Annotated in this window: 16 protein-coding genes; 9 read left to right on the plus strand and 7 right to left on the minus strand. The window is 49.7% G+C overall.

Going from position 1 to position 25,298, the window contains the following annotated elements:
- Nucleotides 1–39 precede the first annotated feature (39 nt).
- Complete coding sequence (locus BST95_RS12665; protein WP_229801884.1) at nucleotides 40–1,242, plus strand: hypothetical protein; 1,203 nt, start codon at nucleotides 40–42, stop codon at nucleotides 1,240–1,242.
- 38 nt (nucleotides 1,243–1,280) lie between these two features.
- Here the strand turns inward: BST95_RS12665 and BST95_RS12670 are convergent, their stop codons facing one another.
- The 3 genes from BST95_RS12670 to BST95_RS12685 all read right to left on the minus strand — a co-directional run bounded on the left by BST95_RS12670 (nucleotide 1,281) and on the right by BST95_RS12685 (nucleotide 4,557).
- Nucleotides 1,281–2,075: a metallophosphoesterase gene (locus tag BST95_RS12670; protein WP_084199920.1), complete on the minus strand. Its 795-nt coding sequence runs from the start codon at nucleotides 2,073–2,075 to the stop codon at nucleotides 1,281–1,283.
- 619 nt (nucleotides 2,076–2,694) lie between these two features.
- Nucleotides 2,695–3,309, minus strand: coding sequence for a DUF6988 family protein (locus BST95_RS12680; protein ID WP_084199924.1), 615 nt, complete (start codon nucleotides 3,307–3,309; stop codon nucleotides 2,695–2,697).
- A gap of 51 nt (nucleotides 3,310–3,360) precedes the next feature.
- Entirely contained in the window at nucleotides 3,361–4,557 is a 1,197-nt protein-coding gene (locus BST95_RS12685; protein WP_084199926.1) for a hypothetical protein, read from the minus strand.
- 272 nt (nucleotides 4,558–4,829) lie between these two features.
- On the opposite strand from BST95_RS12685, the gene BST95_RS12690 reads away from it, so the two are divergent.
- From BST95_RS12690 to BST95_RS12710, 5 genes are all read left to right on the plus strand, one after another.
- Nucleotides 4,830–8,534, plus strand: a complete 3,705-nt coding sequence (locus tag BST95_RS12690) for an ATP-binding protein (RefSeq protein WP_084199928.1) — start codon at nucleotides 4,830–4,832, stop codon at nucleotides 8,532–8,534.
- Nucleotides 8,531–9,169 (plus strand): condensin complex protein MksE, encoded by a 639-nt coding sequence (locus tag BST95_RS12695; RefSeq protein ID WP_084199930.1) that lies wholly within the window; start codon nucleotides 8,531–8,533, stop codon nucleotides 9,167–9,169. The genes BST95_RS12690 and BST95_RS12695 overlap by 4 nt, the downstream gene beginning before the upstream one ends.
- Nucleotides 9,166–10,386 carry a hypothetical protein gene (locus BST95_RS12700; RefSeq protein ID WP_084199932.1) on the plus strand — a complete coding sequence of 407 codons (1,221 nt, stop codon included), beginning with the start codon at nucleotides 9,166–9,168 and terminating at the stop codon, nucleotides 10,384–10,386. Before BST95_RS12695 ends, BST95_RS12700 begins: the two co-directional genes overlap by 4 nt.
- The gene (locus BST95_RS12705; protein ID WP_084199934.1) at nucleotides 10,380–11,297 is read left to right on the plus strand and encodes a DUF7281 domain-containing protein; all 918 of its coding nucleotides are present in this window, start codon (nucleotides 10,380–10,382) and stop codon (nucleotides 11,295–11,297) included. The genes BST95_RS12700 and BST95_RS12705 overlap by 7 nt, the downstream gene beginning before the upstream one ends.
- Before the next feature lie 1,324 nt (nucleotides 11,298–12,621).
- The gene (locus BST95_RS12710) at nucleotides 12,622–14,985 is read left to right on the plus strand and encodes an arylsulfatase (protein ID WP_084201160.1); all 2,364 of its coding nucleotides are present in this window, start codon (nucleotides 12,622–12,624) and stop codon (nucleotides 14,983–14,985) included.
- 635 nt (nucleotides 14,986–15,620) lie between these two features.
- On the opposite strand, the gene BST95_RS12715 is transcribed toward BST95_RS12710, so the two are convergent.
- Nucleotides 15,621–17,297 carry an aspartate:alanine exchanger family transporter gene (locus BST95_RS12715; RefSeq protein ID WP_169843935.1) on the minus strand — a complete coding sequence of 559 codons (1,677 nt, stop codon included), beginning with the start codon at nucleotides 17,295–17,297 and terminating at the stop codon, nucleotides 15,621–15,623.
- 327 nt (nucleotides 17,298–17,624) lie between these two features.
- Between BST95_RS12715 and BST95_RS21405 the strand changes: the two genes are divergently transcribed.
- The 3 genes from BST95_RS21405 (at nucleotide 17,625) to BST95_RS12725 (ending at nucleotide 20,626) form a co-directional block, all read left to right on the plus strand.
- Nucleotides 17,625–17,777 carry a DUF5993 family protein gene (locus BST95_RS21405; protein WP_420866361.1) on the plus strand — a complete coding sequence of 51 codons (153 nt, stop codon included), beginning with the start codon at nucleotides 17,625–17,627 and terminating at the stop codon, nucleotides 17,775–17,777.
- A complete protein-coding gene (locus BST95_RS12720; protein ID WP_180962008.1) occupies nucleotides 17,774–18,343 on the plus strand; it encodes a disulfide bond formation protein B in 570 nt (189 codons plus the stop codon). Before BST95_RS21405 ends, BST95_RS12720 begins: the two co-directional genes overlap by 4 nt.
- Nucleotides 18,344–18,586: 243 nt before the next feature.
- Nucleotides 18,587–20,626, plus strand: a complete 2,040-nt coding sequence (locus BST95_RS12725) for a DUF7507 domain-containing protein (RefSeq protein ID WP_084199938.1) — start codon at nucleotides 18,587–18,589, stop codon at nucleotides 20,624–20,626.
- Nucleotides 20,627–20,926: 300 nt separating this feature from the next.
- On the opposite strand, the gene BST95_RS12730 is transcribed toward BST95_RS12725, so the two are convergent.
- The 3 genes from BST95_RS12730 to BST95_RS12740 form a co-directional block, all read right to left on the minus strand.
- Entirely contained in the window at nucleotides 20,927–22,672 is a 1,746-nt protein-coding gene (locus BST95_RS12730) for a hypothetical protein (protein ID WP_157114487.1), read from the minus strand.
- Nucleotides 22,669–23,241, minus strand: a complete 573-nt coding sequence (locus BST95_RS12735; RefSeq protein WP_084199942.1) for a hypothetical protein — start codon at nucleotides 23,239–23,241, stop codon at nucleotides 22,669–22,671. Before BST95_RS12735 ends, BST95_RS12730 begins: the two co-directional genes overlap by 4 nt.
- Nucleotides 23,242–23,555: 314 nt before the next feature.
- Nucleotides 23,556–25,244, minus strand: coding sequence for an amidohydrolase (locus BST95_RS12740; RefSeq protein WP_084201162.1), 1,689 nt, complete (start codon nucleotides 25,242–25,244; stop codon nucleotides 23,556–23,558).
- Nucleotides 25,245–25,298: the final 54 nt, after the last annotated feature.

Genomic DNA, 25,298 nt, shown 5'->3' on the forward strand with positions numbered 1-25,298 from the left:
AACCGACTGGTTTGTGACTGTGGCCTTCGACTGTCGGACATGAAGGACAATGATGCCCATCTATCCTTGGCTCCCTCCATATCAGAAGACACGATTATCCAGGCCGCCCCAGTGCTTCTGCAAGTGTTGGACGCGGTGGCTCGCCCCTTGGATAGCCTCGCTTGCTCTCTCCCAGTAAGCCACATAGAAAACCTAGATCTAATCAGGCTGACAGATGTAGCTGCCAAATATATGCTTTCAGCGAGTTACAGGCAGTCGTTTACAGACCATGCGCAGTTGATGCGAGCAGAGATATCTGCGGATGATGCGAAGGCAGCGATTGTTCTGGATAAGTACCGGTCACTGGACCTCGAAGAGAAAAACGCGAAACCTGGAGAGAAGATTCGAATATCCGATGTGGCGAGTGACATTGAGCACTTGCTCGCTCTCACTGCAAACGCAAAATGCACGAGCGAACTTCGGGTTACACCACGTCGGACGAATCATATTGAAGCTGACATCAGCAATGATGATTTGATATTCCAGTGTGACACCGCCCAGCTAGCGCATCTTCTGGGCCTTGGAGAAACTGATATAGGAAAGCTCGTAAGATCAGGATTGATAACGCCGCTGAGGCACCTTAGAACAACTCGCGATATGTTGTATGACTTAAGAGGAATCGAGTCTAGTCTCAAATTTCCGAGGTCACCCGAGCACGGATCAACGATAATCTCATTTAGAGATATAGTTGATACGAGATATATGGAACTTTTTGGCGCTTCGTTGGCGGACTTAATAGTGGCTGCCAATTCTGGTGAAGTGCCGGCCTATTGTGCAAAGAATAGCCAAAATTATTCTGGGCTAGCGTTCGATCGGGATTCCTTGATTGGATATTTTGATGCCAGGCTTCTGCGCATTGAGAAAGATTTCACTGCCAAGGAGGTGAGCCTAATACTGGCTGTCAATCTGGACAGCGTTCAGGATCTTGTGACCAGCGGCCAGCTCTACACAAATCATTGGCACAACCCGACGAATTTTCGTGATGTAATGGTGAAATCTTGCTCGCTCTCAGAGTTTCTCGCCAGCAAGTTCTGCTTAAATCGGCTATCAAAACTATTCAGTATCCGTATAGATAAAGTCGTTAAGTGTTTTGAGGGAAACGGCAACTCTGTAGCTTCTAAAGCGGAAAAGGGTTTAGTCGTCGCTAATCAGCTCTCCAACGGTGCTGACTCACTGTATGCGTACAGAAACTATCTCACATAGTTTGTTATCCCTCGCCTCCTAGGGCTAACCTAAACCCATTAGTCCAGAACGACTGTCGATAGTGGAGAATGTCGAGTCCCCTGCTCTCCAGGGTAACCAACCTGATTCGAGAAGCAGTGAGTCTGGCCTAGGTTTAGTGAATCACTGTAATGGTTGTGCCCGTAAATCCACAGCCTTGGCTGATACTTATCCACTAAGTCGTCGACACCAGACACGTAGTAAGCCTTCAAGGTGTCCTGTACTTTCGTCACGTTCACTGTCGCTAGACTGGGCGGAAAGTGTGTCACAACGATGGTCTTATCAGGAGCATGTTTTGCTAGCTGGTCTCCCAGCCACTTGCGAGAATCCAGGTGAATCTCACGCATAGCTCGAGGGGTCAATTGAATGCCATTACATCTAATAAGCCAAAAGTCCGACATATCGGTTCCCGCCTGGCCGCTCAGGTACATCGAAAGCGTCTGATTCCCTAAGCATTCGAACCCTGTCCACAATGTGCAGCCGAGAAAATGATATCCATCGACTTCAAAGCAGTCCCGCTCGAGAAAGTGAATATTCGGAGTCTTTGAAAATGCCTCTTTGTACCACGCAGTTCTTGTCTGGAGATCGGAGTAGTAATACTCGTGATTACCGGCCACTACTAGCACTTCCGTTGCCGTCAGTTTATGGACTCGCTCTGCGAGAGACACGAGCCCTTGCCCGACAGCACAGTCACCAGCTAGTACAATGATATCTGCATCACTAGGAAAGAGGCCCATTAGCCAGTCGTCACTTTGCTCGCCATAACGCTCGTCACGCATCTCGCAATGCATATCTGACGCAACCGCAATTTTCATGACGGATTAGCTCTCGAATTACATTTCACGTTTCATCGCTCTTTTTTAGCATCAGCCTTTAAAGAGAATTCTTTGCAGCCAAGGTGATCTGATTCTGAGCAAGAAGCATCCCTATCTCATAGTACAAATCCTTTGCAAGTCCTCTTGTTTCAAATCCCAGCAAATCTAGCACTGCGACCTCTCCTTCGAGATATTGGCATTCAATTGCCGGTACGCGATTCCCTAATTCTGGGCATGGGGAAAAGAGCCATCGTTCGACCTCATCGTCGGGCCGACCAAGGATAGACTTTGCTATGTAGCGTATGTCCTCGATTTTCATGTTCCATGAGCCACCTGCTTATCCTTGGATAATAGCCGATAATTATCACTAACGATTGTCATCGTGGATTACTAATAGGCGTTAGTAAACTCCAGGAAATACGCACCTATACATTTTATATATAGAGCTATTTTACGTAATGACTCAGAAATCTCTGATAAGCGCAAACGTCATTAGTTCACAAATATTTTTGAAACGGGAGAAACATAAATCTGCTGGATGGCCTCTCGACGCTTTTCTGCGGCCTAGCGCCATTTCAAAACACAGGTATTCGAGTTCCCAGTCAGTCAGCCACCAGGGCTAGATCGGAGGTGGCATGCAGTCAGAGTACCGTGCAGCCAGATCTAGCAACGTACGCTGCCTTGGCTGCTGCCCTGAAAGCACAACAGCATGCATACAAGCAAGCAGACCTAGGCCGTTGGCATTTCGTAAGATGTCATGGATCAATGCCTCAGGGTAGCCCTCACGGCGCCTGCTAATCGGATGAATACCTGCGTGTGCATAGGAATTCAGTGCTTTCCATGAATGTGCTTTGAATCGCTCGAGAGCTTGGTAAGCTTCGCTAGGACCGGTGTTTTTAAGTCTTTCCATCATTTTTGCAATTTGCGGCATGTTCTTCGCCGCCTGCTCAGTTTCGAGTGTCAATTGATTTGCGAACTTCGAGAGTTGTATGTCAGTTGCACAGTGCGCAATCCATATCGACCTGGTTAGCGCTTCAAATTGTGCTCTATGAAGTACGACTGCCGAAGACATCAGTCCTGCTTCAAGGAGCGCTCTAACAGAGTCCCAGTGCTCGAGTGAAAGATCGTTAGCCAACTCGCTTGTTTGGATCCGCTGATCATTGCCTGCTAGAGGAAGGTCGATTTGATCTGTTAGTAAATCTACGAATTTTGCTGTTCTGGAGAATATCGACATACTGCTATTTTTCCACCGTTGCACTGGCGTTTTAAGCGCTACAGATTTGCGCTACCAGTACTCTAGGTCACCTGTGCTCTTGAATATATCACTGAATCTATCTGGGGCTTCCAGAGGTGCTACCTCTTTCAAACGCGCTCTGGCTTCCCTAATCGAGCTCTGGACATCATCGGAAATCGGGTATTTTTCGGATAGATCATCAAGTAGTGAGGAAATTTTGCGTACTCGGTCGTGTTCCTCTGCAAGTGACACGAGATCAGAAATGATCTTCTGCTCCTTCCGAGCCCTCGCTTCTTCCCGCCGCCTCTCTTGAGCGGCAAGTTCGTACTGACACTCTCGTTCAATACGATCTTTAGTGCGCTCGACCTGTTCCTCGCCGGCAATGATAAGTGCTTCCACGATCTGAGGAAGGCGCTCTTCGATCACCTGCTTCTTAGAATCGCTCCACCTGAATTTGTATCCAGAGGGTGCAGAGATGCCCTCAATTGAAAACGTCAGAATGCCCGTGGGATCATACTCATGCTTAGGCCCCCAGACGTATCCCCACTTCTTTTTGTGTTCTCTGTCTTCCTGTGTGAGCTCACGACTTCGTTGTGTAACTTTCTCTTTGATCTTGATCTGAACTTTTGCTTCACCTATTTGAAAGTAGGTACTGCCACGCCGACCACCATATTTTGGTGATTCCCGGCCAAACACCCAGCCATAGGTTGCGCATAATTTGACCAGCCCTGACAAGAAAATGCAGGCCCGCTGAAGAGATCCGTCAGTTACGACGACATCTAGGCTGGATTCACTATTGTACGGACTTTCCACGAAGCCATATCTATTGTGTGACTTCTTGAGGATGGAAGACTTGAATTCCCTGATCAGCTGGTTCGAACCCTTGAGTGAACTCGGAAATTTTGCCTCTGATGCGGCGGATATCCTTGGGTCGTCTAAAGCGACTCGCGCTTTCTCCCTCTCAACTACTGGGGCGGTTTCGGCTGCGGAGTAATAATGGAACTCGACAAGAGCAAGCCCTTCATCGACCTGGGGGAGCTCGGGCCGCTCTACAGGCTTTCCGTGAGCCAGCTTGGCCCAATATCCGACCGGTGGTCTTGGTATATCGTGCTTGACGCACTTCTTGGTCAGGCCGACATCACTAATCGAGAATTCCTTGGAAAGCTCTGTCCTGGGCCTGTCCCAGATGAGCTCATACAGGAACTCACGACTCATATATGACGGGTAGCGAATGACATTACTAGTCATGATTCAGCCTCCAGGTTCTCTGATCAGTAAAGATCCAATGACATATATGCCTTGATGCTACATGTTCAAATATACAGTAGTATGATTGTAGACATCTCGAGCCTAAGATTTCTCAATCTAGAGCACGCAGAATGCCCGCAGGTTCAGGCTTTCCATAGCTCTGCCATGTTGATCAAAAATTATTCAGCCATGTTTGACCATGGAAGTAGGTATCATAAGAAGATATGGACACCAGGATAGTGTCCGCTGTGTCTAATATCGAGGAGTAGTAGATGACCACTAGCGCAAATGGTCTCGTTCGAATTATCTGTCTTGACGCCCATGTACCAGGCAAGCTCATGGCCATCCGGGTCGGTGAACACGCAAATCTTAGTGGGACCAATGGCGCTGGTAAGACGACACTACTGAAATTGGCACCGCTATTTTATGGGGCAAATTCGACTGATCTAGTTCCTAGAACATCTAATAGAACCCGTTTCGTGGATTTCTACCTCCCTCGCCCCACCAGCATGATCATTTATGAATATCAGACGCCAAGAGGCTTGATGTGCGCCACTGTTTATCGACATACATCCGGCGAGAAGCCGGCATATCGTTTCCTTGCTGAAGGATTCATTAGTGATTATTTCAGTGAGGTACGAGAAGGCGAACGATTCTACGTTGAAGGCCGAGAGCTAGGACGGCACTGGAAAGCTAACCACTTGGAGCATAGCAAGCAACTTGAGGCAACACAGGACTACAGAGCTGTAATCCAGGGGGATGCAGACCTCATCCGCCGCGCAGGTGACAAGGAGCTCCGATCTCTTGCCATCCAGTTTGGACTATCAGGAAAAATCGGACAGATGCGATACCTCGATAAGATGGCTACCGCCATACTGGGGAGGAGCGGCGACATGGATCGCATCAAATCGATGCTTGCCGAGATCATGCAGGAAGATAATGTCGTCCCTCCAAAGCTTGACCTCCATCGGGGTATACGTTCCGAAATCGCTAGCCTTGCCATTCTAAGAGATCTAGACAAGCATGAGGACGTATTTCAAACAGCGATAGCTAAGGGCATTGCCTATCAAGAAAACGCAAAGAAAATGCGCCAGATACGCCGTGAATTGGATGATTTGAAGACTCAATATGATGAGCGGATCAATGAAATTGACCTGGCGCGTTCAGATATCGAAGAAGAGCTAACCACGAAAACCACAGAATGGGAAAATGGCTCGTTCGACCTAAAAACGAAAATCAGTGACGCAAAGGCGGAGGTGGAAACGGCTGAATCTCGCTTAGAGAGCCTAGACAAGGCGTATCAGCGCTGGGAGGCTGAGGACATCCACACTAAGGAGACGCTCTTCACGCAGCTGGATGACCTCATAGAAAAACACGATGCCGCGCAAGCCAGGCTGCGCCGTCTCGAAGAGGGCGTGAGTGATATACGCCGTGAATTTGATGACGCCACAAGCAAAGAAAAGGACAGATACCATCGTGCTCGAGAGAAATTGCAGGCAAAGATACAGAAAATTGGGCAAGACATTTCCTTAGTACGTGAGAAACGAGCGGAAAAACGACTTGAGATTACAAAGGCGTTCGACAATGAAAAGGAACGTACTCGTGATTCGTTTGAAGATGAACTGAGCCAGTTAGGAGAAGATATTGCGGAAGCCAGACAGGCGAGTAAACATAGCTTCATCACCGATGAAGAAAAGCTAGATCTAGAAGTTGCCGAGATCGCTGCGGACGACATCCGCCATAAAATTAAACTTCAAGAAGATGATCTAAAGAAAGAGCAACAGAAGGAAAGGGATCTTTTTGAGAAACAGAACCAAGCTGACGAAAAACTTCTACTGAGTAAAAGGGAAGTCGAGCGAACTCAGAAGAAGTGTGACCAATTGTTGTCGTACGTTCGTCCTGATGCTGGCTCGTTTTTAGCCGCACTTAGAGAAAATCAGTCTACTTGGTTTGAGTCTTTGGGACGGGTTATACAGCCTGAGCTGCTCGACCGAAAGGATTTATCCCCAACCTTCACAGACAAGGATTCCACCAGTAACCTCTTTGGTTGGGAACTTGATCTTGGGCGCATTGAGAAGCCTGAATGGGCTACGACTCTGGAAGATCATGAGAGATTGCTCAACCTTGCGGAAGATGAGCTAGAACGATATGAGGAAATATTCAAGGAGAATGAGCGAGACTTTGATTCGCTAGTCAGCCAGTGGAATCAGCAAAAAAGGCATACGCAGCTGGCTGTAGTAAAACTAGATGGCTTGAAGTGCGAGAGCGGGTCGGCGTTTGATGCAATCAGGCAGATAAAAGCGCGAAATAGAGACCTGGCCGACCAGAGAAAGCAGGAAGCCAAGATCCAGCTTGAGAGACTGGAGAAAAATCGAGGAGACGCTTTTAGTCGGCGTGATACGGCTGTACAGAACGTTGAGACTAGAAGACAGTCAGCACTCGATGAGCTGAGCAGTCAAACAGCTTCAGAGGAATCAAAACTCACGAACGAGAAAGAGGCTATGGAAATAGCCGAAAGCTCCGAGAAGGAGAATCATAAAGAGAGATTAAAGCTGTTGAAACAGGATTTTGAGCAGCAAAGATCTTCGAAGGGTCTGGAAAAATCAGTGCTTGAGGCTGCTGAATCTGATCTCACGGATGCGAGAAAAAATGTTGAGACAGCCAAATCGTACGGCACTCTCATTCGAGACTACAAGACATGGTTAGACGTCGAATGGTCCAGATACACATTCTTCGCTGAATCACTCGTCGAGGCTCAAAGAACACGAGACGAACACCTAGAACGCTACGATACCCTGCACACCGGTTTTAAGAGACTTAGAGATGATCTAAATAGCAATAGAAAAAGGTTAGAACAAGAACTGCGCACACTTAAATCCAGTCGCGAGGAATGCTTATCTATCGTACAAAAATTGGCCGCATCCCCTGGAGAAAGAGATGAGGCATCGCCCCCCCGACTGTTTGACATTGTTAAGTCCGATGCCTTCATGTTGATAAACGAAAGAGAGTCTCTAAGAAAAGCAATTCACAATGGTGTTTCCAAAGCTGAGACGCTGATATTGAAAGGCGGCGAAGACAGTCTCATAGGACAGGCGTGGTCCACGCTAGTGGAAGTTGAGAGAAACAAGCTCTCAAACAACGGCACTCATGAAGTCGATGAAGAAATGCTTACCTTAAACAAAACTTTGGCCCTAGATGAGCTACTTCAAGATCACGTTTCCCAGCTGAGAGAGAGCCTAACCCTGTTTATTGAAAATGTTGGCCAACAATTGATCAACTACTATCAAGGGATGAAGGATATCTCTGGCGCTATCAGTACGCAGTCCAGACAGATTTCGTCAGCCATTGGTGACACGCTACTTTTTGACGCAATATCTGAGGTTAAAGTTAGCTTAAAAAGCCGTATCGACACTGAAGACTATTGGCCCATCCTTGAGAAATTTTCAGATATCTGGTTTGCCTGGAAACAGGAAGGTAAGAGCTCTATTCCTCCCGTCGAACTAGATCAGCAACTGGTCAAGTCCTCAGATATGCTACAGCGGTCTAACACAAATCGACCGTTGAGCGGCCTTTTCGAGTTAGAAATATCTCTTTGCGAAAATAATCGATGGGTGACGGCTCGTCGGGCGCAGGAACTTGAGGACGCGTCCTCCACTGGGCTCAGCTACCTGATCCTTTGTTGCATTTACGCTGGCATATCCAGAATGCTCTGTAGAGATCCAGGTGTAGTGATTCATTGGCCGATGGACGAACTCGGTACGCTTGCGCCAGAGAACATATCGCGTCTCTTTGGAATGCTGGACGATCATCGGATCGTAATGATTGGAGGTTTTCCCACAACAGACCCTAACTTACTCCAACATTTCAAGTATCACCACGATGTGCAGTCGAAAGGAGGCATTGTTGAGATGGCCTTGCCTGACGATGAACTTGAGCAACTTATCGCCGAGCGCGAAGCTCTCGAGGTCGTATCATGAATCCCGAAGAAGACCTGTTCACAACTATTATTGAGAAACTGCTTACCGGAGCATTTATCTGTAGTTATAGCGATAGCATTGCTTTTGAGCAGTTAGAAAGTGAGAGCTATCGCTCCAGTGTAAATGATTACCTGAGGAAGATCGGTAGATCACTCGCCGCAACAAATAGCGGAGGCGCATACTACGCGGTATACACCAGCATTCAGTCTAATACTAGGCGACAAAGCGTCCGTGCACAGTTTCGAGAAATTGTGAACGACTTGGAGCCTGTGAGCCGATGGCTCAAACTCGTAATGGCCACTCTCTCACTTGATGCGAGCATCCAACCAGGCGACTCATTGAAACAGAGTGAGTTGCTCGCAGCATTAGAGAATTCGCAGCCGCTGGTGGACGACCTTTCAACAATCACTCGGGTAGGAACATTTCAAACCAAAAAGACCTCTCCCGCTGACCAAGTACGCGTTGTTCTAGAGCGTCTAGGGGAAAAAGGCTATCTATGTCCTCAATCCAGTGGTCTCGTCTATACAGCTACGGGAAAGTGGGACTACTTCTACGAAGTGGCAGATTTTATCGCTACGCATGAACGTCTAGATGAGGAATATTCAGACGAAGAGCAGATTGGGCTGCCGGTATGAACTCGAACCTGGCGGCAAAAGACTTATTTAAGGTGATGGGAAGGCATGCTGATCTTCTGGTTGAGGCATATGAGCATCCACATGGCCATGTTCGAGAAGCACCCGAAACGTCGAAGGCTGTGGCTGAACTGATCAGGCTCCGTTTGCTAGTTCGAGACGTGAACTTTGAAGGGGCTCCGAGGCTTTCATCAACTTTGAAAAAGTTGATGGATCATAGCTTAATGAGTACCAGGTTGAAGGCATTCAACACTAGCCTTGCCGATGCGGTGGACCGAATCATTCTCTTTGCTGATGAGTACATCGCGGCAAAGAGAAACGACGACACCAGCGATGCTCGAATGTATTTAACCAATCTAGACGGTGATATCGGAGAGTTTTGTGACGACCTGACGGCGCAAGCCGAGGATATTTGGAGGCAAATTTCTACCAACTTTGGTGCCGCCTCACTGCTGAAGAATAAAATTAAACTTAACAAGAACGCCCTGGCGACAGTAAAGCGAATAGTTCGGTCACTCGAACTGATCGACCTTGAGCATTTGCGATCCTTAGGTAATCAAGACAGAGAGTTGCGTGGATTCCTAAGTGTCCGCCTCGCGTCAGCTATCGAACATAGCCGCAATGATCTCAGTGATGCAATCGTACGCTTAAATGCAAGTATGTTTCGATTGACGCGACTCGCGGAACGGGCCCGCCTCATTAATAGGCTAGTAGGCCATTACAACCTGAACCCTAGTTTTGAACCGGAAGACTATACTGCAAGGCTTGATGTACCAAGGCTCTTCCAGATTGGATCAACGCTGCGCGTAGTTGCCGCCCCTGAAACTCGCAATCCAGCGATGGAGAGCTTGTTCAGCGAAATTCTAGTCGGATTGCGAAACGAAGCCATTCCTGATGAAAGGCAAACTGTAGACCGTGTGCCGATTGGCCATGACAGCCCGGAAATGAGCATTCTTGAGCCAGGCCCGTTCAAGCAAGGCATTCAACGAACATATGTTGAATGCCTTAAAGAGAATACATCTCTAACTGGCCGTGAATCCTATCGCAGGTTTGCGCCATCGACCATTCCACCTGACATTTGGTTCTACGCATTGGTAGCGGAATACAATGCTATGCCCATGTCTAAACGGAAGTTTTTTAATCTCGAGTACGATGGAAGACTCGACGAAACCTTTTCAGGGAACTTTCATGCCAAGGAAGTGAAGATTTCACCATGCTAACTGGTAAGCAATATTTGTTGATCAAGAATATGCTCGACCGCCGAGATCGACGAACGATCCTATCGTCAGCGTGGCTTGAACTCCACAATGAATATGGCTTAGGAAAGCCGGTTGGGAAGCACATGATTCAGTGGACAAGGGATGACCACAAGAAGTGGCGTGAGATCATTGCACCGAGAGAGATGGCGCGAGAAGCAGCTGATCTTGGAGCAGATAGGACATCCGTTGCGAAATACACTCCAGATGAAAAAATAAGTAAAGTTTCAGTGCGGGAGGGGCGAGTCTTTTGCCAAGCGATTCACACTAATCTGTTTCTGAAACAAGGGCCTATAGAAGTCTACCCGGAAGTAGAGTATGTGGTCAGTCAAGACGATATAGACCTACAGAAATATGGAGCAATACTAATCGTCGAGAACCTGGAAGCCTATATCTATTGCCACAGCTTCGTCTTTGCGGACCTGAATTATCTGACGTTGGTGGTTTATCGGGGGCATGATGCTTCAGCTAGGGCTGTAAACGCCCTGCTGGAAAGAACACCAGAGCGAATGAAAGTAATCATTTTCCCCGATGCCGATCCCGCTGGCGTCTCAATAGCCATGTCCACAGAAACGGCTTCCCATGTGATAGTTCCTGATCTATTTTGTCTTAGCGCTGAAGACTCTGTAGGTGAACGTTTCTCTAAGCAACTCGCCAAGTTTCCAGACTTGCGAGATCGGGCAAAAAGCCACTCTATAGACTTCCAAGAATATGTTGACCACTTACTAAACCGAGGATATGCAGTTAGCCAAGAGCGGCTGTGCTCGCGTCACATCCGTTTGAACACTCTAGTTTTACGTATGGGGTCAACGTCCACACAGTGCACGTCATCGACTTTTGAGCGCTTGAAAAAGTCTATTGACTTTGGAATGTAGAGATATCCCCCAATAAATCCGAGATCGAGCGGCCATTCAACTTTGCTGGAGACTAGTCTATTGAGCAGAGACTCGAGATTGGTTTTTAGGTCTTGCTCATACTCGGCGAAGGCGATCGCATTAGGGTGAAGGTTGTCGTAAAAAGCGTCGGCTTTTGCTTTTCGATAAGCCAGATATAGGTCAGCCCTCGAAATAAATCCTTTTGTGAACATCCCTTTCGCCACTACTAACTCCCGTCACTTCCATTTGACTGGCCCATCATTGCTCCGTCCCTCACCGGCCTATATGGCTATCTCTGTGAGTGGCTGGGCTCGGCCATCGTGAAATGAGTCTACACTCTATACGGGTATTGCACCGTCTTGCTATAAATACCTGAGCGGAACTACATTTAGTGGCATCCTACTTCAGGTATTCCGCCTAAGCCCCTGATATAGAGGAATTAATTCTAACCGCCTAAATCCATATTATTTGTATACAAATCGGAGATTCTGGGCCGATTTTTCGTACACCACATGTCATAAAGAACACAGACAAATTATAACATGTTGATTTGATTGGGGATTTTATAGGACCAGTCCAGAAACTCTACGGAAACCACAGGACGAACAGACATAGTTGTAACTACACCGACGCTTAACCGAGACAAGACAAAAATACTTCATCACGTCTGAATCGAACGTGCGGACTCGAAGGCCCTCTTCCACGGGCATTTAGTAAACGCTAGGAACTTGCCCCGCTCAGTCGACTGATTTACCTATGCTCTTCTCGCTTTGCTCAGAACGCCCCTAAGAAAACGGCGTGACCTCGCTTTTGCGTTGTCGGTGCTGTGCTGATAGGAAGGCAATCACCGATAATGGCAACCAAAAGTATCGACCAAAGCTAGCTGAAGGGCTCGTCCCTCTTCAGAGCGCTGTCGTGTGCGGCATCAGCAGCCTGCCCTGTGCCAGCGTGCGGCTCATACTCGTCGGACAGTAGGATCGCTTGCCACTCGCCTTTGCCGATTCAACAGTGTCATCAAAGGTAGTTTTCGGTTCACTACCAATAGTTAATGCAATCTAAATCGCAAACTGCGAAACCAAAGCCAAACTCCCCTACCGATAGGAATAAGGTGGCCTTAAACCACTGTTTAATATGAGTAATTTGAAGCCGGCACCAATCTTGCTCCACTGTAGAGGCGTTACAAACTGTGAGGGCCGCGACGTTTTGGCGAACGTACCTGACGTCACACTAATTACTGGCGTTATTCGGTATGGGTGCCCATTTGTGCGCATTAGACAACGTGTTCGGCAGGCTACCGTTCAACCGAGATCGGAAAGGAGACACCATGAAGAGCAAAAACTTAATCCTCTGGGTGGCTGCATTGATACTGTCCATCGCGTCCCGAGTCACGGACGCAGCTGGAACTGAAATTGATAGAACTCGATTACCAATACCACAACCTGCGCCTGCACCGGTGACAGCACTACTGCCCGAAGACGTAGAGCTGCCTACACCCTGGGAGGTGCGGGCACCCGAAGGAGCACCGAATGTTGTGATCATTTTGCTTGACGACATCGGCTTTGGAGCCCCCTCACCTTTCGGTGGACCTGTCTCGATGCCGACGCTGCAGCAATTGGCGGATACCGGAATCAGCTACAACCGTTTTCATACGATAGCACTTTGCGCGCCCACTCGGGCTGCGCTGAAATCAGGGCGCAACCACCATAGGGTGAATATGGGCTCGATTCCTGAGATAGCTACCGGTTATTCGGGCAACACCACGGTCGTACCGAACAACGCTGCTCCCATTGCGGAAATTCTGCGACAAAACGGCTATAACACTGGCGCATTCGGAAAGTGGCACGAAACACCAGGGCGTGAAACTACCGCTGCGGGCCCTCAAACACGGTGGCCTACACGTCAGGGTTTTGAAAAATTTTATGGCTTTATTGGCGCTGAAGAGAACATGTATGAGCCCTCTCTGCACGACGGCGTTACGGTCATCGACTTTCCCGACAAGCCCGGGTATCACTTGCTCGAAGACATGACCGATCAAGCGATAAGCTGGGTTCGGCAACAACAGGGTTTACGCCCCGACAAGCCATTCTTTATTTACTACTCCTCTGCAGGGTCTCACTCACCTCACCAAGTCGCGTCCGAATGGATTGAGAGATACCGGGGTAAGTTCGATCAGGGATGGGATGTGACTCGTGAGAAGACCCATCGTGACCAGATAGCGCTGGGAGTGGTTCCGAAAGGTACACAGCTTCCTCCCAAGCCGGCTAGCGTGCCTGACTGGAATGATCTCTCTGACGACCAGCGGCGGATATTTGCACGCCAGGCTGAGGTGTTTGCCGCTTTCACTGAGTACGCCGATTATCAAGCGGGGCGATTGCTTGAAGCGATTGATGACCTTGGTGAGCTCGACAATACACTCGTGTTCTACATAAGCGGTGACAATGGAACGAGTTCAGAGGGAAACCAAACTGGTCATTGGAACTGGGGCCACTTTCTCAATGGAGTACCTGAAACCACAGAGGAGCAGTTGGAGTACTTGGATGAATGGGGAGGCCCAACCACGTATGCACACATGGCGGTTGGATGGGCCATCGCTTTCGACGCACCGTTTGCCTTTACAAAGCAGGTAGCAGGTGACTTTGGAGGAACACGAAACGGCACAGTGGTCCACTGGCCCTCTGGAATCAAAGCGAAAGGCGAATTGCGCGAACAATTCACACACGTTATCGATGTTGTGCCCACGATCTTAGAAGCAACCGGTATCCCCGAGCCAGAAATGGTGGATGGAGTGACGCAGATACCCATACAGGGTACCAGCATGATGTATAGCTTCGACAACGCGAATGCTCCCGAAAGGCATACTACGCAATACTTCGAGGTGGTGGGTAACCGAGGGCTTTATCAGGACGGCTGGCTGGCTCGTACCACTGTAAAGCTGCCTTGGGAGTCAGAAAAAATGAACAGCGTGGCTGCCGACGATGGCTGGGAGCTCTACAATACGCTTGCCGACTTCAGCTTGACTAATAACCTCGCGGATGAATATCCGGAAAGATTGGCGAGCATGAAGGCAACTTTCATGAAGGAGGCCGTGGCCAATCAGGTATTGCCTTTAGATGACCGATTGCTAGAGCGCCTGTTACCGTCTGTAGCTGGCAGACCGACGATGATGGGTGAGCGCACTGAACTGGATCTTTACCCGGGTTCATGGGACCTTGTTGAAGATTCAATACTCAGCTTCAAGAATGTTTCTAGTTCGGTGATAGCCGATTTGAGCGTGAGCAAAGATTTGAAGGCAGATGGCGTCATTATCGCGCAGGGTAGTCGATTCGGTGGTTGGTCGTTTTATATCGAGGACGGCTACCCATGCTATACCTACAACAATCTAGGAGACCTGGTTACGGTAAAAAGCAAGCGTCGACTGCCTCCGGGTGACTCTGAGATGCGGCTGGACATCGATTATGATGGCGGCGGCGCCGGCAAGGGCGCGTTGATGAAACTATCAGTAAACGGCAAGGTTATGGCAACGGAGCGGCTGGAGAGCACCGTGGCTTCTAGGTTTTCTATTGATGAAGGGACGGACGTTGGTATGGACCGAGGATCACCGGTCATTCAGCGCCAGTTGAATGACCGTCGTTTCAGTGCGTTCAATGGCACCATTAATAAGGTAACGCTGGCAATCTACCCCGATTAGTATGTTATTGAAAGACTCATATTGATTTAACAAATCATACATGTGGCGAGGATGTTTAGTTTGCTGTCCATTGACTGATGTATAAGCAATGTCATAAAGAACGCTACCCCGGCAGGCGGGGTAGCATGAAAACTCGCAAACCGAGCCCGCGTATGAGTAGATCCTTGCATTCAGATGGTATCTGGAGGTGCTAGCTGAAAACCGATCTTTTTTCCGAGGGGTTAGACAAAATCGAGGCCGGGAAATGCCGCGCAAGTGGAATGAGCTAACAACTCGAGCAGTTGACCTTTGATCAACTAGAGCTTCATTGGCCAACTGCCTTTGCCTTAATGCAGGCAGCTATAAATCAAACTTTTCGGACCATCAACCTCCGCGCAATTGCCTGTGATCTGCTAGAAGCGAGTGGAATACTCAACGCTATTGAATATAGTCGCTCAGGTATACACCTCTTTGCCATGCTGCTCAGGCGCTTTCTTGCAAATCGAGAACCACCACACACTTCTTACCAAAGAGCTCCAGCAAGCGAGTTTATCTGGATCCGAGCTCGGTAGTCAGCGGTCCCACGCTGATGGGTTTGTCGTGCACTTCTAACCGCTTCTATGAAAACGCTCAATTGTAACTAGCTAACAGACAACCTAGCTCAGAAGCAACATCATAGGTCCCGCTACCATAAGCAGAACGTTACCAAACGCATAGGTTCCAGCATAACCAATGGCAGGAACCGTGCTTTTCGCTTGCGCGGTGACAACACTAAGTGAGGCACCGCTAGTCATCGCGCCGGTTAAGGCACCCATCAGGATGGCAGGATTCAATTTTAGCAGGTGCTTCCCTATGAAGAAGGCTGTGATCACCGGAACAACCGTGATTGTAATACCCGCTACAACCAGCACAGGGCCGGACGACATCAAGGTGTCTATGAAACTCCCCCCTGCCTGCAGCCCTACCCCGGCCATGAACAACAAGAGCCCAAACTCCATAAGCCACCAACTCGTCGCCTCAGGCAAGCGTCCGAAAGTTGGCCTCACACTGCGAACATAGCCGATGATAAGGCCCGATGTGAGCAGCCCTCCTGCGTTGCCTAGACCTATTCCAAGGCCTCCCAGATGAATGGAGAGCATTCCAATAAACACGCCTGCTGAGATCCCAACCGCGAAGGTAAGCATATCGGTTTCATGCACGTCGCTTTCAACATAACCCATAAAAGTTCCGGCCTTCACAAGATTCTGTTTACTTCCGACTACATGTAAAACGTCTCCTTTTTTTAGCTCCAGCGAAGGATTGTGAGGAAGTTCGACGCCTTGCCTAAAAATTTTGCGGACAACTACCCTGAAGGTTTTCGGTATATCCAGTTCAGATAGGTTTTTGCCATAAGCGTCCGCATTGGTCACGACTACAATTCGAGACTCTTGTTCTTCGACGATATCCCACTCCAATGGCAGTTCCGGCCCGATCTCATGCGCTTTTGTCGCGAATAACTCCCTGGGCCCGATCAGTTCTACGAGGTCACCAATTTGGAGGCTATCTTTACTATCCATCACGACAATCTCGCCTTCTCTAATCACGGTAGCTACTGGGGTGCGCTCACTGAACTTTTCACGAAGTTGACCTACGCTGAGTTGAGTGAAGTCCTCATTCTCCACTCGATAGCGTCTGGTCGTGATGTTCACTGGTTTTGCAGATACTTTAGTAACTTCATCGAAACGACGGCACTCTAGCTCGAGGTCTATATGCAGGACTCTTGGGAGATACCGGATAATTGTTATTAGCGCGGTCAGGCCGAAGATATAGGTGATTGCATAGGCACTGGCGATATTTTCGACCATACGATCGACAGAATAGCCACTGGGTAAAGCGACACTGCCGTCACGCACAGCATCCTGCGCTGCGGCAAGAGTGGGTGAGCTGGTAAGGCCTCCGGCCAGAAGCCCCGCAGAGACTCCTGGCTCCAGGTGTAACAATCGCGACGCAGTGAGAGCGACGAACGCTGAAGTAATGGCTACTATCAGTGCCAAACAAAAGTACTTCAGCCCGTCTGCTCTCAATGCACTAAAAAAGCGCGGCCCTGCCTGATATCCCACAGAAAAAATGAAAAGCGCAAAACCCAGTGCCTGAGCATCACCGGACAACCGCAGGCCTTCATGTCCGAATAGGATACCCGCAAACAGCACACCAGCCACTGGACCAAGGGAAAACCCTTTAAAGCTCAATCGGCCGATGACATAACCAATCGCCAGCAACGAGAACAACAACAGCACGTGCTGCGCTTCCAGTATTTTGATCAGCCAATCAAGCACTCCGATTGCTACATTCATCCCAAGTCCTCCCGTCGCTTCACTTTTATTGGAGGATAGTATGGTTCTAAACGCTGAGAGAGCAAGGTTCCAGGCGCTGCCCGGCATTATGACAGCGTCATGCGCGCGCTAGTTAGAGGTGACCCACATCGCGTTTGCCTTAAGCCCAAGCAATGGAGAAATCGAACCAGGATCTCATTTATGGGCTAGACTCATGAGGACGGTATATGCAAAGGTTATTCCGCCCGATGGGCAACAAGACCTATTAGTCTTGTAATGGATTGCAACGCTACACTGAATTCGGTGTGCCTTGACTTGTAAGGAGACACGCGAGGAGGCATTGTTATGATGGCGCTACTTTTTGCTCTATTTTTTACATCCGGCATACTCGCCCTAAAAGGACGGAGCAAACAGTCACTCACACTCGCCTATCTATCACTTTTAGTGACGGCAGCGTGGTTTTTACACCATGCGCAGGACGAGTTGGCGATTTTACTATGATCAACGCTGTGACTAACCATAAAATTCGCCAGCTCAATGCTCTGGGGCTGATCGCAATAGGGCTGACCCTTGTTTATGCTTTTTCCGATCAATTGCTGCATGGCGAGCTGCCCTGCCCTCTGTGCCTTCTGCAACGAGTCGCGTTCGCAGCAGTCTGTATAGGCCTTATGCTGAACGTCATAGTCGGACCTAAACCCGCACATTATGGCTTTTCAATTATTGCAGCCGTTGCTGGTGCAGCTTTTGCATTGCGACAGATCAGTCTTCATGTGATACCCGGCACACCGGGGTACGGGGCACCATTTCTGGGATTTCACTTTTACACCTGGGCATTCGTCCTTTTTACTATCATTGTGATCGGGCTTGCATTATTAAGCAGTCTTCCTGCGCAATATGAAGACTCGCAAGGCCCACTTTCCTGGAAGGAACTACCTGCTATTTCCAAAACCGCTGTTGCGGCGACACTGCTTCTAATTGCATTGAACGCGATGGCAGCCTTTGCACTATGTGGTCCAGGTGTTTGTCCCGACGATCCTGCCAGCTACTGGTTGGGCCGGGCTGAATAGTAGACCCAAGAAATCAGTAACCGCACGCATCTTGCACTGATCAAGCACATCACTGAGCTCGAGCTGTCATTGAACAACCCTTTTTCGAGGCCATAAGTTTTCTTTGGTTCGGAGAGATGGACCGAGAACTCCTTTACAGCCTGCGATGAACTCGGCATATTCCAGCCACCTGAATAACAGGACCCTGACTACAAGGAGAGGGTTCGCGTTATTGTTTTCTGAGGATTTTACTGGAAGTAGAGAATGACGATGGTTGAGCAAAAGCCTGCCAGCAAGAACATACCGCATCTGCTTGCAATCTACCTAGGCGCCATGTTTTGGTGTGTGTCTGCCCAATTGGCTAGCGCTGCTCCGGCGCTATCTATTACCAAAGACGCTTCGTCGAACATTGTTCAAACTGGATCTCAACTAATCTACTTCCTTGAAATAGCGAACACAGGCACCTCTGCTGCTATCGATGTTGTTGTGCAGGATACTCTTGGCCCAGAAGTTGATTTTGTTGCAGCAACAGGCGGTGGCACCTCTGTGACTGACGCTTTTAACAACACGTTCGTAGAGTGGAGCTTTCCCTCGATCGGGCCGGGCCAGACTCTTTCGCTGAGTATCATTACTACGGTTGTAGCACCATTGTTGGCGAATTGGGATAATTCGGCCAGTGTCCAAGGCCAAGGTGTTGGCCCGATCAACTCCAACACTGTCTCTATCATTAATCTTCAAGCCCCTGACCTTGAAATAACTAAAGCCGTTAACAGGAGCAATGCCAATGTTGGTGACAGGTTGATCTACACCTTGACCTATAACAACGCTGGTCCGACCCCCGCAACGAATGTTACGTTGATCGACAGCCTCCCCGCCGCCCTCGAGCCATCATCAATCACTGCAACCGGTGGCGGTACGGTGTCAGGCAGTGAGGTCGTATGGTCGCTGTCAGACCTCGCCCCTGGCCAATCGGGAGCAGTTAGCATTTCTGCGACGGTTGGCCTTGTTCCGGACGGAACAGAGATACAAAATCAAGCTCAACTGAATAGTCAGGAGAGTGTCCAAGCTAGTCTGAGTAATATTGTTGTAACTAGAGTCAGGAGCAATACATCACTTGTCGCGGATGCTTCTTCTCTGCCAAATAACCCGCGGCCTGGTGATATAGTGCAGTTTACTACCGAAATCGTTAATCAGACGTCCACAGCGGCTGAGAATGTTGTGATCAGGGCGGACGTACCACAAAACACAAGTTACGTGTCGAACCTCGGTGGGGGTGCATTAAGCGCAAATTCCGTGACATGGAATATTGGAACACTGGGCCCTCAACAATCCACCTCTGTGGTGCTTTCGGTAGAGCTTAGCAATAGCCTGAGCAATGGAGACTCGGTCGAGTTTGAAGCAAGCTTTGATTTTAGCAACGGGCCAGAGGGCGGCTCGGGTCTGATCATATTTGTCTCAGAACAACCGGAATTAAATCTCACAAAAACCGCTTCGAGAAGTTTGGTTGCCGCGGCTGCCGGACAAGAAATTGTCTACACCTTGGATTACTCCAATACAGGCAGCGAGGAGCCCGGCGCTCAGCTGATAGACTACCTACCAACACAAACGCAATTAGTCTCAGCAACTGGTAACTACATCCAGACTGGCAACAGAGTTAGCTGGAACCTCGGTAGCCTGCCGTCCAATGTCAATGGCTCGGAATCCTTGACTGTTCTAGTACTAAGCCCTGCGAGCGGCAGTATTTTGAAGAACGTGGCAGAACTGGACGCCCAGCTTGGGTTGCCGGTAACGGCCTCAGCAAATGTCACCGTGTCAAACCTGCCTCAGCTTAGAGTTGTGAAAACAGCCGATGTCGCTGTTGTTGAGCCAGGCGGTGAGATCACCTATTCAATCGACTTCGAGAATACTGGCGCGCTTCCGGCAGATGGCGTTGTTGTCGCGGACATCCTTCCCGCTGGCACACGATTTAGTCGCTGTAGTGATAATTGTGTTCAAGAAATGGGCGCGCAAACCTGGCAGGTAGGCAGGCTCCCCCCGGGACAGGCTGCGTCAGTTACTCTCACCGTTGTGGCTGACCCGGGGGCTGCCAACGGTACAATTATAGCCAACAACGCCTCTATTAAGAGCGACAGTTCACCCACTGCATTGTCACCGCTTGTAGAAACTGTTGTCCTCATCGATGGAGAAAATCCACGTCCGGCGCGCGTAGACACTCTTGCTACAGTCTTCATGTTGCTATTGGTGGTTTGCACCGGATTCATAGGGGCCCGGACTGCGAAGCACTCTAACAGCGGAGTCAGGTAGCTCTATTGATAGTTGTCAGCTCGCCCAATATCTCTACTGTTACAAGCAATGCCGGACTCCGCCAACAACGACATAGTTCAGACTTCAGACGCATGTAAAGGCGCTGTTAAGCGGCGCTTCTCGACTTAATTCATAACCCGTGGGCTAAGGGATCGCACAGGCGAGCTTTTCGCCAATGCGAGCTAGTTTTTGTGGGCTTGAAAGCAACCCCTCAACCTTTAAACCCTAACAATGTAACCAGCTGATCGTGAAACACCTATGCACGACGGTGGAATTGGTTGTCATCGCCTAGCCCCTTGCCTATCTCTTAAACGTCGCCATCTTGCCTGAGCTCATACGCTGCCGCGCCTGCATGTGACGATCCATGTGCGCATGGTTGAAAGTTGCAGCCTGGTGCCCGCCCCCCTGGCTCTGTGGAAATGCCTTAGGTTGTGGTTTAGGCGCAGGTCTTGCAGTCGGCTTCACAGGCGGCATGGTATGGTGCCCGTTGCCAGGTTTTACCGCCGGTCGGACGTGATGCCCCGTCTCTGGGTGTACCGCCGGCCTTGTGTGGTGATTGCCATTCGGAAGTGCGGCTGGGCGTGACTGCGGATTCACCAGCTTGTCAGGCAAGGGAGCCCTTCCATTGTCAGGCTTGATGGGCTTATTGCCGTCGACAGGTCTCCATTTATTATTATCGCGCAAATGCCACTGATTCCCATCATGACGCGCAACGCGGCCATTGGGATCAGCATAGAGATTGTTCTTCTTGTTCACCGACTGCCGTGTCTGCTTTAGGTCCTTATGTATTGAGGCCTGATCAACGATCCTGCGCTTATTCGCGTCATTACGGTATAGATTGGTCTTCTGATACGGCTTCGTCTTTTCGGCTTGTGCCAGAGTATGTCGACCAATACTAGTTGTCCGCCCTATATGGATATCACCTGTATTGATAGTGATGTCGTTGTGTCTGTAGCCGCCACCATAGAAACCGCCGCAACAACGGCCGGGGTGATACCCCCGCCCCCAGCCGCCATGCCACATAACGCCCGCGCGGTAAAAAGGCGCGCCCCAACTCACGCCATAGTTCCAGCCAAGCCAGGGGTTGTAGCCAACGTGGAAGCCCCAGGTAGGGGTACGCGGATAATAGACACGCCCGATATACGGCGGGTAATACCAGCCGGTGCCATACACCGGTACGCCGTAATAATTAAAGGACCATAGATACCCCGGGGTATATCCGACGTATACCACCGAAGGTGTCGACTGGTAGATATGTACATGTGTTGTGTTATACACCGGTGCAGATGGCGGAATAGAGGCAATATCCTCGTCAGGCACACTGTCGGCCACCTGCCACGGCCCCCGCGCATCCTTCGCAAAAAACCAAACTCCATTATCGACGGCATAGTAAGTGTCGTTAATACGCAGCACCTGCGCGTCTGTATTCAGTGCATAGGCTACTGACGTGCCTTTAATCGCCTTGAAGTCTGGTCTGCCATCGTAGTTAACAGTCAGAAACGCTTCACTTCGATCAATTGCTGCGGTCTGTGGAATTTGTGCATCTGCGACCGCCTCTTCGGCCTCCGGCGTACCGGCAACTGAGCTGCGCACACCACCAATATCCGACGCCGGCGGGATACGGGCGAAACTATCGGGCAGCTTATCGCCCCGGACGAATACCCAGGGGCCTTTTTCACTCGTTGCCCGGTACCAGCGGCCGGACAGCTGTACGTATACATTGCCAGTATTCAGGTCACGTATCCACGGCGTTTCCGTATTCTGCACGTAGAGCAACTGTCCGCCATCTAGACTGGTCCAACTCGGCGGCCCCGTGCTGACAATAAGTTCGGTCGGTTCGATGGCTGTGACGATGGTAGGCGCGTCCGCCACGCTATTGGTCTCTTCCTGATCTGCATCCTCAATCATCTGAACAAGGTCGCGCGGCGGATTGTCAGTAACCGTCCATGGACCAAGCGGGTCAATGGACTTATACCAGGCCGAGCCATTAGTCAGGTAGAGGCGCTGGTTTTGGGTATCCTTAACGACCACCATTGCGGTATTCAAAGCGCGCTCATATCGCGTCTTTTCAACCGCTGAAAATCGTGGTTGGCCATCGAACAGCAGCAGAACGGCAAGTTCTTCGCGGAAGATGACCCGGGGGGCGTATTATCGATCTCATTGAGGCTATCGTGCGCCTTCTGGTTGGCCGCTAGGCTGGCCGTCAGATCTGACAGCTTCATATGCATGGCGGTATCAGAAAACGCTCGTTCAATTGCCTGCGATAAACTTTGCTCCTGAAGGTCCTGGGCGTCTGGCCAGGATGCGCGATCTATATGAATATCGGTGAATGTAGCCTGGTCGAGCGCTCTGTCAGTCGTTACTCGAGCTGTAAACCAGGCCACGCCAAACACAGGCTCGTCAGCGTCGTGAAATTGGATAGATAGAGCTGACCGAGCGATAATAGCATCACGCTCTATCGCCTCTGGCTGCGGCTGATAGATAGTTATCTCACCATCGCGATAATCTACTTCCTGTGGCCACTCGTACGCATGTCCCGCGGCGCACCACAGGAAAAACGATAGCGCGCGGATATAGTTCTTGAGCAAATGGGCAGTTTGGAACAACGGCTTCATCAATATCCTTACCTCGAAAGCTCTTGGCACGCCTCGAAACTATAGTGCAATCTCTTCTAAAAGCGAGTGACACCTGGATGATTAAAGCGCATCCAAAAATTGCACTCGGAGGCTACTCTGAGTTCCTCGGTTTCTGATCCTGGTAGTCAACTCATGAATTCCACGAGGGACGATTTAATCTCTCACCTAGAAAATCCCAGCAAGACTTCTCGCATTCAAAATGCTCGACCAAAGACAACCCAGACGACCTCTAAGCGCCTTCGTAGCGGGACTATGCTATTAGACGCATGCACGGGCACACTGGCAACGGTGTTCTATCTTCTTGAGTTATAGTGAAGCGCCCCCCTGTGCACGACAGCCTTCACTTCGACGTCCTTCAAACGCATCGGATCAACATTCAGTGGGTTTTCAGCCAAAATGGTGAAATTAGCCACCTTACCGGTCTCGAGAGACCCGATCTCAGCTTCCAGATTAAGGGCTCGCGCGGCGTCGATGGTGATCGCGCGCAGTGCATCATATACCGAAATCCGTTGATCCTGAGACATCTTGGTACCCTGCGATGTCGTACGGTTGACTGCGGTCCAGGCAAGTGTCAAGGGTTCTACGGGCGCCATGGAAAAGTCCGAATGAAAAGACAATGGAATTTCTCGTTCTACCAGTAGTTTAAGTGCCACGAGATTCTCTGCGCGCTTATTTCCCAAACCGTGTTCGGCATATTTGTCAGCCAAAGCCCACAAATAGTAGGGGTTCACTGATGCCTCCATACCAATAGCGGCCATCTGATCCGCCATTGCTGCCGTAAAGTAGCCCATATGGTGTAGAGTAAAACGGTGGTCTGCACGAGGGTTGTCTTTCTGTAGGCGCGAGACATTGTGAATAACCATCTGCTGGCCCAGGTCACCATTTGCATGCACATGAATCTTGTAGCCGTTGTCCCAATACATTTTCACCTGCTCGGCGAACAGCGGAAGCGGGGTCATCCACTCACCCTCGTGGCCGTCGGTATAGCCATCTACCATCTGCATTAACTGAGAATATATAGCCCCATCGGCAAATAGCTTTACCTGCTTAGGAAGGAATTGGATGTTTTTCGTGCGAAAGTCGTCACTGATCGCGAGGCCTTCGATGAACGCCATTGCTTCCTTGTTGCCGCCCTTCATGGCATACAACTGCGTTCCGCTCGGGATTAGATACACATCATAAGGTGGTTCATTCTCCATCTCTGATTTCAGCAGGGCAAACTCAAGTTCAAAGTTTGAGCTCGGAAAACCCGGCTCTGCGATCGTCGTAATGCCATTCTTTTGCAGTATCTGAGACATTACCGCAAGTCCCTGAAGATACTTTTCTGGCTGCAACATAGCTGGAGCCATAGTTGGCACCAACGCAAGCCAACCGCCTTCATAGAAATGACCTTTCTCCCAGTTGACCTGCGGATTCGCAGCAAAGTCCTCCTCTATGATCCCAAGTTGTCCTATCGCAGCGTCGTTCAGGTAGATTTCGTGAAACGATCGATGGATAACTCCGACGGGCTGATCTCCTGCAATTTGATTAAGAACTTCTCTGGATAACGAGCCATGCCATAACTGGTGAAAACCCCATATGAAGTACATTTCATCAGGCTGGGCATTCTCCGCAATAGACTCTGTAATTCGGTTGCGAAAGCCCTCTTGGCCTGTCACCCCTCTTTTGACGCCGGATGGGAGCTTCCAGTCGTAGGGGGCGATAATCTCATTCTGGAGCATCACGGCGGCTAGAGATGGATGCAAATGGGGCTCAATGAAACCGGGCATTAGTGTTGCGCCCGCGAGGTCAACGTAAGCCGCATCGCTGCCAGCGTGTTTTTTCGCCTCATCTAGCTCACCGATAAAAACGATGCTCCCATTTTTCTCAACGACTGCCGCGGCAACGACAGGCTTCTCCCCCGCCATAGTTAGCACATCGCCATTGTGATAGACCGAAGCCGCAGCAAGGTCTTGCTCCTTTACATTCAACGTCACAGCCATGTCTTGCTGACAGCCTGCTAACAGAAGTAGTAATAATATTATCGCAAATCTCAA

The sequence above is a fragment of the Halioglobus japonicus genome (genome assembly GCF_001983995.1).
Lineage (GTDB): Bacteria > Pseudomonadota > Gammaproteobacteria > Pseudomonadales > Halieaceae > Halioglobus > Halioglobus japonicus.

What these genes read in the sequence shown, in the direction of transcription:
- BST95_RS12665 (WP_229801884.1), top strand. Translation starts at nt 40, where the DNA reads ATGAAGGACAATGATGCCCATCTATCCTTGGCTCCCTCCATATCAGAA.
- BST95_RS12670 (WP_084199920.1), bottom strand. Translation starts at nt 2,075, where the DNA reads ATGAAAATTGCGGTTGCGTCAGATATGCATTGCGAGATGCGTGACGAG.
- BST95_RS12680 (WP_084199924.1), bottom strand. Translation starts at nt 3,309, where the DNA reads ATGTCGATATTCTCCAGAACAGCAAAATTCGTAGATTTACTAACAGAT.
- BST95_RS12685 (WP_084199926.1), bottom strand. Translation starts at nt 4,557, where the DNA reads ATGACTAGTAATGTCATTCGCTACCCGTCATATATGAGTCGTGAGTTC.
- BST95_RS12690 (WP_084199928.1), top strand. Translation starts at nt 4,830, where the DNA reads ATGACCACTAGCGCAAATGGTCTCGTTCGAATTATCTGTCTTGACGCC.
- BST95_RS12695 (WP_084199930.1), top strand. Translation starts at nt 8,531, where the DNA reads ATGAATCCCGAAGAAGACCTGTTCACAACTATTATTGAGAAACTGCTT.
- BST95_RS12700 (WP_084199932.1), top strand. Translation starts at nt 9,166, where the DNA reads ATGAACTCGAACCTGGCGGCAAAAGACTTATTTAAGGTGATGGGAAGG.
- BST95_RS12705 (WP_084199934.1), top strand. Translation starts at nt 10,380, where the DNA reads ATGCTAACTGGTAAGCAATATTTGTTGATCAAGAATATGCTCGACCGC.
- BST95_RS12710 (WP_084201160.1), top strand. Translation starts at nt 12,622, where the DNA reads ATGAAGAGCAAAAACTTAATCCTCTGGGTGGCTGCATTGATACTGTCC.
- BST95_RS12715 (WP_169843935.1), bottom strand. Translation starts at nt 17,297, where the DNA reads ATGAATGTAGCAATCGGAGTGCTTGATTGGCTGATCAAAATACTGGAA.
- BST95_RS21405 (WP_420866361.1), top strand. Translation starts at nt 17,625, where the DNA reads ATGGCGCTACTTTTTGCTCTATTTTTTACATCCGGCATACTCGCCCTA.
- BST95_RS12720 (WP_180962008.1), top strand. Translation starts at nt 17,774, where the DNA reads ATGATCAACGCTGTGACTAACCATAAAATTCGCCAGCTCAATGCTCTG.
- BST95_RS12725 (WP_084199938.1), top strand. Translation starts at nt 18,587, where the DNA reads ATGACGATGGTTGAGCAAAAGCCTGCCAGCAAGAACATACCGCATCTG.
- BST95_RS12735 (WP_084199942.1), bottom strand. Translation starts at nt 23,241, where the DNA reads ATGAAGCCGTTGTTCCAAACTGCCCATTTGCTCAAGAACTATATCCGC.
- BST95_RS12740 (WP_084201162.1), bottom strand. Translation starts at nt 25,244, where the DNA reads ATGGCTGTGACGTTGAATGTAAAGGAGCAAGACCTTGCTGCGGCTTCG.